General features: G+C 64.2%; 10 protein-coding genes. 1 reads left to right on the plus strand and 9 read right to left on the minus strand.

Going from position 1 to position 10744, the window contains the following annotated elements:
* Window positions 1-30: 30 nt before the first annotated feature.
* From EN990_RS26345 to EN990_RS26370, 6 genes are all read right to left on the minus strand, one after another.
* Window positions 31-732 carry a hypothetical protein gene (locus EN990_RS26345; protein ID WP_127369099.1) on the minus strand — a complete coding sequence of 234 codons (702 nt, stop codon included), beginning with the start codon at window positions 730-732 and terminating at the stop codon, window positions 31-33.
* 301 nt (window positions 733-1033) lie between these two features.
* On the minus strand, window positions 1034-1795 hold the full coding sequence (locus EN990_RS26350) for a glucose 1-dehydrogenase (RefSeq protein WP_127369100.1): 762 nt from the start codon (window positions 1793-1795) through the stop codon (window positions 1034-1036).
* Window positions 1796-1805: 10 nt separating this feature from the next.
* Window positions 1806-2618, minus strand: coding sequence for an ABC transporter permease (locus EN990_RS26355; protein WP_024504751.1), 813 nt, complete (start codon window positions 2616-2618; stop codon window positions 1806-1808).
* Complete coding sequence (locus EN990_RS26360; protein ID WP_013528934.1) at window positions 2618-3481, minus strand: ABC transporter permease; 864 nt, start codon at window positions 3479-3481, stop codon at window positions 2618-2620. The genes EN990_RS26355 and EN990_RS26360 overlap by 1 nt, the downstream gene beginning before the upstream one ends.
* Before the next feature lie 75 nt (window positions 3482-3556).
* Window positions 3557-4720 (minus strand): spermidine/putrescine ABC transporter substrate-binding protein, encoded by a 1164-nt coding sequence (locus tag EN990_RS26365; protein WP_127369251.1) that lies wholly within the window; start codon window positions 4718-4720, stop codon window positions 3557-3559.
* A complete protein-coding gene (locus EN990_RS26370; RefSeq protein WP_127369250.1) occupies window positions 4701-5837 on the minus strand; it encodes an ABC transporter ATP-binding protein in 1137 nt (378 codons plus the stop codon). Before EN990_RS26370 ends, EN990_RS26365 begins: the two co-directional genes overlap by 20 nt.
* Window positions 5838-5951: 114 nt before the next feature.
* Between EN990_RS26370 and EN990_RS26375 the strand changes: the two genes are divergently transcribed.
* Window positions 5952-6758, plus strand: a complete 807-nt coding sequence (locus tag EN990_RS26375) for a LuxR C-terminal-related transcriptional regulator (RefSeq protein ID WP_024504754.1) — start codon at window positions 5952-5954, stop codon at window positions 6756-6758.
* Window positions 6759-6763: 5 nt separating this feature from the next.
* On the opposite strand, the gene EN990_RS26380 is transcribed toward EN990_RS26375, so the two are convergent.
* The 3 genes from EN990_RS26380 to EN990_RS26390 all read right to left on the minus strand — a co-directional run.
* Window positions 6764-8830 carry a 3-hydroxyacyl-CoA dehydrogenase NAD-binding domain-containing protein gene (locus tag EN990_RS26380; RefSeq protein WP_127384657.1) on the minus strand — a complete coding sequence of 689 codons (2067 nt, stop codon included), beginning with the start codon at window positions 8828-8830 and terminating at the stop codon, window positions 6764-6766.
* Between the two features lie 137 nt (window positions 8831-8967).
* Window positions 8968-9915, minus strand: a complete 948-nt coding sequence (locus EN990_RS26385) for an ABC transporter permease (protein WP_127366994.1) — start codon at window positions 9913-9915, stop codon at window positions 8968-8970.
* Between the two features lie 3 nt (window positions 9916-9918).
* A partial coding sequence (locus EN990_RS26390; RefSeq protein ID WP_164766159.1) for an ABC transporter permease occupies window positions 9919-10744 on the minus strand: 826 nt, incomplete at its 5' end.

Raw genomic sequence — 10744 nt, forward strand, 5'->3', positions numbered from 1 at the left:
ACTGACCACTACCGTTTCGGCGGCGGTTCGTTACGGCGTCGTTTCCGTCTGCATCGCGGCAGCCGTCTGGTCGATCTTGCCGGCAAGGACGTCTTGAGCCCAGGACGTGACCGCAGCGTCGACGGGCTTGTTGGCCATATCCGCCAATGCCGCGTCGAGCGATGCATCATCGGTGCCGACCGCGGCCGCAGCAGCAGCAGCGTTGTCGGCAGCGACCTCGGCCTGCAGAGCAGCTATCTTCCCAGGCAGGGCCGCCTGATCTTCGGGCGACATCGCGGCAATCTGATCGGGTGTCAGGGACGTCAGCGCATCCAGCTTAGCCTGTGCTGCGTCGGCGGCGGCCTGAGCGACCTTGGCTTTGGCGGACTGCGTCACGAATGCCTGAAGGGCGGCGAATTTCTTGCTCTTCGAGTTCATATAGGCATTGATGTTGCGCTTCAGCGAGCTCACCCGGCCAAGCTTGGCGTGGATGTTCTTGCCTTTGGGCACGGACGAGACCTTGGTGGTCTTGTCGACCGTGGTGTCGTCCGCTTTGGCCACCTGGCCGGGGGCCGACGACGACTTGCCGTGCGAAGCGCCGCTCTTGCCATTGCCGCCGTTGCCATTGCTACCGCCGTTGCCGTGCCCGTTGCCTCCGGCATTGCCACCGCCGTGCCCATTGCCGGCGAGCGCCGGAGATGCCAGGAGCGCCAATGCGGCAAGCGCCGCCAGCAGAGTTTTCCGGTTTGTCATGGTAATCTCCTCGGGAATCGTCGCCCTGGCCCGACCGCTAAGCGACCGTCCTATGAGGAATTCCTAATAGTGCAGAGTAAACTTTAGACAAATGCTGTCTCAATACGCGATCTGGCACCCGGCCAGAAACTTAACCTACTGATATCAAACACAAATTCGCACTCTTGGACGGCCATGGCACTGAAGTCCCATGCCGGCAGGACTATAGTCCTGCCGGCAAGCAGCGGCATGGGTGAAAGTCTTTGCGTGGTATATCGGACAAGCTTTGAAAACAGGGGAGTTGATAGCGAAAGCAAAAGGCTCAGCCGATACTTTCACCGCCGTCGATTACCAGCGCCTGGCCGGTCATGAAGGATGAACGGTCGGAGACAAGGAACAGGATCGCTTCGGCGATCTCATCGGCGCTGGCCCAGCGGCCCATCGGGATCTTGGTGCGGACATAGGTTTCGATCGCCCCGCGTCCGCCCATCTGGGCGATGAACGGTTCGTTGAACGGCGTGTCGACCCAGCCCGGACAGAGCGCGTTGATGCGGACATTGTGACGGGCATAGTCGAGCGACATCTGCCGTGTCATCGCCACCACCGCATGTTTGGAAGTTGCGTAGGCGATCATCTCGCGGTCGTAGAACACGCCCGAATTGGAGGCGGTGTTGAGGATGACCCCGCCGCCCTGCGCGATCATCGAGGGCATGACCTGTCTCGCCGCCAGGAACTGCGCCCGCACATTGACCCGCCACGAGGCATCCATGCCGCCGACCTCCACTTCGGTCAGCGTGCCGCCGATCTGGATGCCGGCGTGATTGTGCAGGATGTCGATGCGCCCATGCCTGTCGAGCGTGCCGGCAATGAGCTGTTCGATCGCCGCATCATCAGCGACATCGGTCTTGATCGCCTCGGCCCGTCCACCCGCTGCCCGAATGTCCGAAGCCGTTGCTTCGCCGGCAGCCTGATCCCTGTCGGCGATGACGACCACCGCGCCTTCCCTGCCCATGATCATGGCGCCGGCGCGCCCGATGCCGGAGCCGGCGCCTGTCACCACGGCGATGCGGTCTTTGAGGATCATGATGCGGCTTTCAGTTCGACGGCTTGCGCTGGCGCAACTGCCATTGGGCAAGCACCACGAGCAGCACGGAAGCGACGAGCACGATCGTCGCGATGGCGTTGATCTCCGGCGTCACGCCGCGCCGGATCGACGCGAAGACATAGATCGGCAGCGTCGTCTGCGCGCCGGCGACGAAGAAGGCGATGATGAAATCGTCGAAGGAGAAGGTGAAGGCGAGCAGGAAGCCGGCAACGACCGCCGGCATGATCTGCGGCAGGACGATCGAGCGGAACGTCGTCAACGGCGTCGCGTAGAGATCGCTCGACGCCTCGACCAGATTGCGGTCGAGGCTGCCGAGCCGCGTGCCGACGATCATCGTCACCAGCGCCATCGAGAACAGCCCGTGCGCCGCGATGATCGAACCGTAGCCGAGCGCCAGCCGCGGCGGCTGGTCGTCGGGCCAGATCGAGGCGAGGAACGGATTGACGACGGTGAACAATTGGACGAGCGCGACCAGAGTCGAAATGCCGATCACGACGCCCGGAACGACGATCGCGGCGCCCAGAAGTGCGTCGAAGACCGCGCGGGTCCGCACGCCGACGCGCGCCAGGCCGAGTGCCGCCGCGGTGCCGCACAGCGCCGCCAGCAAGGCGCTGGTGGTGGCGATGAACAGGCTGTTCTTCAGCGCTTCGACCAGGAACGGGTTCGCCAATGCCTTGCCGTACCATTGCACCGAAAAGCCGGTGAACTCGCTGGCATGGTGGCCGGCGTTGAAAGAAAACAGCACCACCAGCGCGATCGGCAGATAGAGGAAAGCGAACACCGCAATGACGAAAGCCCGCATCAGATCAGATCCACCCGGCGCGCGCCCGAAACCCGGGTCGAAATGCGGTTTGCGGCAATCAGCACCACCACCGATACCAGCACCAGTGTGATGGCGATGGCCGATCCGAACGGCCAGTTGCGCGATTGCAGGAACAGGTCGACCAGCGCATTGCCGATGAAGAACACCTTGCCGCCGCCAAGCAGCGTCGGGATCAGATATTCGCCGAGCAGCAGGATCATGACCAGCGAGAAGCCGGTCATGACGCCCGGCAACGACAGTTTCAGGGTCACGCCCAGGAAAGTCGATAATGGCGTGGCGCCGAGATCGGCGGAGGCTTCCAGCAGCCTGCGGTCAAGCCGTTCGAGGCTGACATAGATCGGCAGGATCATCAGCGGCAGGTAGCCATAGACGATGCCGAGCAGCACCGCGCCCGGCGTGTTGATCAGCCTGACATCCTCGATGCCGACAAAGGCGAGCAGCGCCGGAATGCCGCGCCCGCCCAGAATGTACATCCAGGCATAGGTCCGCATCAGCAGGCTGGTCCAGAACGGAATGACGACCAGCGCCAGCAGGATCAGCCGCCAGCGCTGCGGCGCGCGCAAGGCGAGATAGTAGGCAACGGGATAAGCGACGAGCAGGCAGGCGAGCGCTCCCACCGGCGCCAGCACCATGGTGTTCCAGAAGGCGGTCGCCCGCGCCGGAAGATTGGCATATTGCGCCAGCGTAAAGGCGGCCTGATAGCCGCCTTCCGGTGCGCGTTCGCCGACGCTGAACACGGCGATGGCGATGAACGGCAGCACCAGGAACACCACCAGCCACGCGGTCGCCGGACCGAGCAGCATGGCGGTCAGAAAATTCCTACGAAGACGGCTGCCGTGCATGGAAAGATTGCCCCGGTGCCGGCGGGCATAACCCCGCCGGTCAAATTATCTGAGTCGAATTTGAGGCCGCCTGGCTCAGGCCGACTTGAAGCGCGCCATCAGTTCGGCACGGCCGGGGTCGGTCAACGTTGCCGCCGCGCCGAATTCCAGCGGCGTCAACAGGTCGGCTGCCGGATAGAGGATCGGGTTGTCGAGCACCTCCTTGGGCAGCAGCTTGTTGACGCGCGCATCGGTCGACGGCGCACCATTGGCCAAATGCTCCTTCACCGCCACCTGCGGATTCATCAGGTAGTTGAGCAGCGCGTAACCGGCGGGCTTGTTCGGCGCGTCTTTCGGAATGGCATAGAAATCGGTCCAGATCTCGCCGCCTTCCTTGCCCAGCACATAGGCGATCTCGGGAATGTCGCGATGCAGCTGCGCGCCGTCATTCGTCCAGCACATGGTCATCCACGCGTCGCCGGCGCGCATCCCCGGCTGGTAGTCGGAGGAGACCGCGAACAGATGCGGCTTGACCTTCAGCAGCAGCTCCTCCGCCTTGGCCAGTTCGTCCTGCTTGAGCGAATTGAACGAGTAGCCGTAATATTTCAGCGCATTGCCGATCGTGGTCAGCTGGTAGTCATGCACCATGGTGCGGCTGTCGCCTTCCGCCATGGCGGTGTCCCAGAACTCCTTCCAGCTCGTCATCGGCTTGGTCAGCTTCTGGGTGTTGACGGCAAAGCCGGTGGTGCCCCAGTTCTTCGGCACGGCGTAGATCGTCCCATCGATCGTGCCCTCCGAGGTGAAGCGCGGATCCTCTTGCGAGCCGTCGAAATTCGGCAGCTTCGCCATCTCCAGCGGCTCGATGATGCCGAGCTTCTTGTAGGTCGAGATCGTGTAATTGGTCGGCACGAACAGGCTCCAGCCCGAGGCCCCGGCCTGCAGCTTGGCCAGCATCTCCTCATTGGAGCCGAACACGTTGACCTCGACGGCGACGCCGGTGTCCTTCTTGAAGTTCTCGAAGGTCGCCGGGTCATGATAGTTCGGCCAGGTGGCGATCGACATGCGATCGCCAAGGCTTTCCACGGCAAAGGCCGGTGTCGGCATGATGCCGATCTCGCGCGCCATCACCGCAGTGGCAATGCCAAGGCCGGTGAGACCGAGAAAGTCGCGGCGGCCGATCGAGCCGCGCTTCAAACGCATCAGCTGGTCGACGAAATTCTCGGGGCTTATCGGCAGTCCGTCACGATATGATTTCGACATGTTTATCTACCCTCTGGTTGGCCCCGTTGTTCTTGGTCTCCGCAAACGCCAGCGGCGTTCCGGAGGCAAAGCCGATGGCGACGGGTTCACCCGGCTTGAAGAGATTGCCGTGACCGATCAGGTGATCGGCTTTGGCCAGCAGCGTTCCGATGCCCTTGACCTCGATCGCGTATTCCGCCGTCGCGCCCAGGAATATCCGGTTGCGGACGATGCCCTTGAATGGGCCGCTTGCCTGGGCGCCGAGACTGAGCGATTCAGGACGCAGGCTGACCGAAACGACCTCGCCCTGCTGCAAGGCGGTCCGTTTGCGCGCCGCAATGACGGTGCCGTCGGCAAGCGCCACCTCCACCAGATCGCCGGTATGCCCGGCGACGGTACCGCTCAAAAGATTGGTCTTGCCGACGAAATCGGCAACAAACAAGTCGGCCGGTTCGTCATAGATCTCGCTCGGCTGCCCGAGCTGGACGATGCGGCCGCCATTCATGACGCAGACGAAATCGCTCATCGACAGCGCTTCCTCCTGGTCGTGCGTGACCAGCACGAAGGTGATGCCGATCTCGCGCTGCAGGTTCTGCAGCTCGATCTGCATGTCGGTGCGCAGCTTCTTGTCGAGCGCCGCCAGCGGCTCATCGAGCAAGAGCACCGCCGGCTTGTTGACCAGGGCGCGGGCAAGCGCCACACGCTGCTGCTGGCCGCCCGACAGTTCGTGGATCTTGCGGCGGCCATAGCCGGCGAGCCGCACCATTTCGAGCGCCTCGCCCGCCCTTGAGGCGATCTCGCGCGAAGACAGCCTTGGCCGCGCCTGGCGCAGCCCATAGGCGACATTGTCCTCGACATCGAGATGCGGAAACAGCGCGTATTGCTGGAACACCATGTTGACCGGCCGCCGGTAGGGCGGCGTGCCGGCCATGTCCTGGCCGCGAATGAACACCTGGCCTTCGCTCGGCTGTTCGAAGCCGCCGATCATGCGCAGGCAGGTGGTCTTGCCGCAGCCGGAGGGACCGAGCAGCGCGACAAAGGCGGAGGGCGGGACAGCGAGATCGATGCCGCTGACCGCGGTCACCGCGCCATAGCGCTTGGTGACGCCGCGAAACTCGATGTCGGGCACTGCGGTCAAGGCTGATGGCTCCAGCAACAGGGCAATATCGGAACGCTACCAGAGCCAATGGCGGCTAGTATATACCTCTCAGGTGGTATATCTGATCTATTTTCTCGTTTAAGGGGGTATGCATTGTCCCGCAGCGACGAATACAGCCGGCTCGCCACGCTCGTCGCGACGACGCGGGAGACCAGCGGCGATCTCTTTGGCCAGGCGCTGGTCGAGTGGCTGCGGCAGCACGTTAGATTCGACCACTGCGTGATCTTCGGCTATCGCGGCGCCTCGCGCCCGCCGCTGCTGTTCGAGACCTTCTCGCCCACCGAGAGCCATGTGTTCGTCGCGCTCTATCAGGAAGGGCCGTATCTGCTCGATCCGTTCCATCACGCTGCGGTCGAGCGCAAGGAAGGGTTCTGGCGCATGCGCGAGCTGGCGCCGGACCGTTTCTATGCCAGCGAGTATTTCCGCTCCTATTACAGCCAGACCAGGCTGGCCGAGGAGGTCGGCTTCTTCGTGCCGCTGCCGGGCAAGGATGCGCTGGTGTTGTCGCTGATGCGGCTGCGCGCTTCAGGCCCTTTCGGCACCGCCGATGCCAGATTGCTGCGCGACATGGCTCCCGCGGTGATCAGCTTCATCAGGTTGCGCTGGCCTGCTCTTCCGGCCGACGAAACGGCGGAAGCGAAGCAGGACGAGACGGCCGCTATGGTCAACGAATTCGACCGCGCCCATATCTGGCAGAGCCTGTCGCTGACGCCGCGCGAAAAGCATGTCGTCGACCTGGTGTTGCAGGGGCATTCGACGGAGTCGATCGCCCGCGCCATGCGCATCGTGCCGGGAACCGTGAAGGTCCATCGCCGCAACATCTACCGCAAGCTCAAGATCAAGTCGCAGGCCGGCCTGTTCGCGCGCTTCGTCGAGATCATCGATGCACGGATCCGGTAGGCTCTCTAACCGCCGGCTTCCCACGACCCGGTCTCGGCCATCCGCTTCAGCAACGGCGCCGGCTTGAACACATCCTTGCCCGTCCGTTGATGCCAGTATTCGAGCCGCTCGATGATCCTGGCCGGACCTTCAAGGCCAACCCAGAACATCGGTCCGCCCTTGCCGATGGGAAAGCCGTAGCCATTGACCCAGACGACATCGATGTCGGACGCACGGGCCGCTATGCCTTCCTCCAGGATCTTGGCGCCCTCGTTGATCAGGGGGTAAAGCGTGCGCTCTACGATTTCCTCCGCACTGATCGCACGCGGTGCGATACCCTTCTCGGCGGCCTTGTCGCGGATCAGCGCTTCAACCTCGGGATCCGGCACTGGCGTGCGCGCGCCAGCCTCATAGAGGTAAAAACCCCGGCCGGTCTTCTGGCCGAAACGTCCTTGTTCGCACAGCGTGTCGGCGATCACGGCTTTCTGGCCGCGTGCCTTGCGGTTGCGCCAGCCAATATCGAGACCGGCGAGATCGCCCATTTGGAACGGCCCCATCGGCCAGCCGAAATCGGTGAACACCTGGTCGATCTGGCTGGGCGTTGCGCCTTCCAGAAGAAGCGCTTCCGATTCCGAGCCCCGCGCGGCAAGCATGCGGTTGCCGACGAAGCCGTGGCAGACGCCGACCACGACGGCCACCTTGCCGATCCGCCTCGCCAGGTCGACTGATGTCGCCAGCGCATCGGGCGCGGTCTTCTCGGCGCGCACGATCTCCAAGAGCTTCATGACATTGGCCGGCGAAAAGAAATGCAGGCCGAGCACATCCTGCGGCCGCGAGGTCGAGGCAGCGATTTCGTTGATGTCGAGATAGGAGGTGTTGGTGGCCAGGATCGCGCCGGGCTTCGCCACGGCTTCGAGCTTGCCGAACACTTCCTTCTTGACCGCCATGTCCTCGAACACCGCCTCGACGATCAGGTCGCAGTCGGCGAGATCGGCATAGTCGGTGGAGCCCTTGAACTGGGCGAGCCGTTGCCGCTTGGCGTCTTCGCTGAGCGAACCGCGCGTGACGGACACCGAGTAGTTCCTGTCGATGGTCGCCAAGCCGCGTTGCAGGGCCTCGTGGCTGGTTTCCAGCAAAATCACGGAATAGCCGCCATTGGCGAAGGCCATGGCAATGCCGCCCCCCATCGTACCGGCGCCGATGACGCCGACGCGGGCGATCCTGCGCTTGACGATGTCCTTGCTCGGAAGCTTTGCCGCCTCACGTTCGGCGAAGAACAGATGCCGCTGCGCCCGCGACTGGTCGCTGGCGACCAGTTTGACGAACAGCGCACGCTCTGCCGCCAGCGCCGCATCGAACGGCAGCGTGACGGCATTGCGCACCGACTGCGCGCAAGCGATCGGTGCCTCGAGCCCGCGCGCTTTCCTGGCAAGATCCGCAGCCTCGACGTCGAACGCCGCGAGGTCGGCCTGCTTGAGTCCTTCATTGCGATCGCGCACCGGCGTGAAGGGACCACCCTTGCGGGCGATTTCCCCAGCGAAGTTCACGGCATGCGTGGTCAGATCGCCTTCGAAGACGGCATCGACGAGACCGGCGGCGTGCGCCTCGGTCGCGCCGATCGGCGCACCTGAGACGATCATCTTCAACGCCTTCACCGCGCCGACAAGGCGCGGCAGCCGTACCGTGCCACCGCCACCCGGCAGCAGGCCGAGTTTGACTTCCGGCAGGCCGAGCTTGGCGCCGGCATCGGCAACACGGAAATGGCAGCCCAGCGCCAGCTCCAGCCCGCCGCCGAGCGCGGTGCCGTGGATGGCTGCGACCGTCGGCTTGGCGATGGTTTCCAGCGTCGCCACGATGGCGCGCAGTTCGGGCTGCTGCATCGGCTTGCCGAACTCGGTGATGTCGGCACCGGCGACAAAGGTCCGGCCGGCGCATGTAATGACGATGGCGGCAACCGACGCATCGTCGCGCAATTCGACCAGCGCCTGCATCAGCGGTTCGCGGACATGGAAGCTCAGCGCGTTGACCGGCGGATTGTCGATGGTGACGACGGCGACGTCGCCGTCGCGGCTGACCTTCACAAAATCGGACACGCAAACCTCCCAGCATTATTCAGCGGCCGTGGCCACGCGAACGGGATTTACAGCGCCATAACGTCGAAGGGAACCGGATGTCGGCCTGGCACAATGATTACTGGCCTTGAAGGTGTCTGGGACGACGAAGGCGGAGGCTACCGCAGCGCCTTCTGCCCGCCCGCCGCCGTGATCACCCCGACAATGATCAGCCCCGTCAGCAGCAACCGCACCCCCGCGCTCACCCCAAACGTGTTGAGCATGGTCAAAAGCAGCACCAGGAACAAAGCCGCGCCCCAGACGCCGGGGACATTGGCCTTGCCGCCGGCGACCGACGTGCCGCCGATGACGACGACGGCGATCGAGGCCAGCAGGTATTCGTTGCCGATGTCGACATTGGCGCCGCGGAAATAGCCGGCGAGCAGCGCGCCGTCGATGCCGCCGAGCGCGCCCGACAGCGTGTAGGTGAGGAAGCGGATGCGGCCGACATTGACACCGGCCAGCCACGCCGCGCGAATGTTCTGGCCGATCGCCAGCACCGAGCGGCCATAGATCATACGCTGCAGCGCGATGGCCGCGCCGACGGTGAACAATACCGTGAGGATCGCCAGCACCGGAATGCCCAGCACCTGCCAGTTGGCAAAATCGGCGAAGCCCGGCGGCGGCTTGATCTGCAGCCCGCGGCCATAGCTGATGTCGATCGACTGGATGATGAAGCTGGCCGATAGCGTGGCGATGATCGGCGGGATGCGCAGCGCCCAGATCAGCAGGTAGTTGGCGGCGCCGATCGCCGCCCCGCAGGCAAGTGCCGCCAAAAGCCCGACCGCGATCATGGAATCGTTGCCGTCCATCACCTTCATCGCGACGGCGCTGGCAAGGCCGATATTGGCCGGCAGCGACAGGTCGACATTGCCTGGTCCCAGCGTGATGACGAACATCTGGCCGACGCCGACAATGACGGTGAATACCGCCAGCGAAAGGGCTGCCGTCACCATGCCACCCCCGCCATAGCCGCCGGTGAAGGCGATCGTCGCCAGCCACACCAGCAGCGCGCCGAGGAACGACCAGATCCAGGGTTTGGTAAGCAGCGATCTCACCGATGTCATCGCTCACCTCTCCTTGCGGCTGATCAGCACGCGCGCCGCCAGCACGATGATCAGGATGGCGCCGTTGGCGGCCACCTGCCAGTCGGGTGGAATGTGCATGAAGGTGAGCAGCGGCGAGGCGGCCAGCGCCAGCGTCAGCGCGCCGATCACCGCACCGATCGGCGACACCCGGCCGCCGACGAATTCGCCGCCGCCGAGGATGACGCCGGCGATCGCCAGCAGCGTGTAGCCATTGCCGATATTGGCATCGGCCGAGGTGGTGATGCCGATCAGCGCCATGCCGGACAGCACGCCGAACAGGCCGGCGAGCGCAAACAGCACGATCTTGGTTCGGAGCAGCGACCAGCCGGCGCGACCGAGTGCCGCCGGATTGCCGCCCGAGCCGCGCAAGATCACGCCATAGGAGGTGCGCATCAGGCCGAAATGGACGATGAGGCCGATCAGCAGCGCGGCGATGATCGGAAACGGCACGAAAGGCGGCTTGAACGCCATCAGCCCGAGCAGCCAGTCCGGCGCCTTGCCGCCCGGTTTGGGCAGGACGAGAATCGCGAGCCCCTGCCAGACGAAGCTCATGCCGAGCGTCACCACGATGGACGGCAGGTTGCGCAGATGGATCAGTGCGCCGAGCAGCGCATAGACGCCGATCGATCCGAGCAGGATGGCGGCGCCGAGCAGCGGCGCGTCCTTCAGCCAGGTCGCGGTGACACAGCCGACGAAGCCGACGAAAGTGCCGATCGACAGGTCGAGCTCGTTTCCGGCAATGACGAACATCTGCGCGATCGTCGCCAGCGCGATCGGGATCGCCAGGTTGAGCATCAGGCTGAAGCCG

The sequence above is a fragment of the Mesorhizobium sp. M7A.F.Ca.US.005.03.1.1 genome, assembly GCF_003997975.1.
Classification (GTDB): domain Bacteria; phylum Pseudomonadota; class Alphaproteobacteria; order Rhizobiales; family Rhizobiaceae; genus Mesorhizobium; species Mesorhizobium ciceri.

Bases quoted from the DNA above. Each gene is read 5' to 3' on its own strand.
- EN990_RS26360 (WP_013528934.1), bottom strand. From the start codon at position 3,481: ATGCACGGCAGCCGTCTTCGTAGGAATTTTCTGACCGCCATGCTGCTC.
- EN990_RS26365 (WP_127369251.1), bottom strand. From the start codon at position 4,720: ATGTCGAAATCATATCGTGACGGACTGCCGATAAGCCCCGAGAATTTC.
- EN990_RS26355 (WP_024504751.1), bottom strand. From the start codon at position 2,618: ATGCGGGCTTTCGTCATTGCGGTGTTCGCTTTCCTCTATCTGCCGATC.
- EN990_RS26345 (WP_127369099.1), bottom strand. From the start codon at position 732: ATGACAAACCGGAAAACTCTGCTGGCGGCGCTTGCCGCATTGGCGCTC.
- EN990_RS26385 (WP_127366994.1), bottom strand. From the start codon at position 9,915: ATGACATCGGTGAGATCGCTGCTTACCAAACCCTGGATCTGGTCGTTC.
- EN990_RS26350 (WP_127369100.1), bottom strand. From the start codon at position 1,795: ATGATCCTCAAAGACCGCATCGCCGTGGTGACAGGCGCCGGCTCCGGC.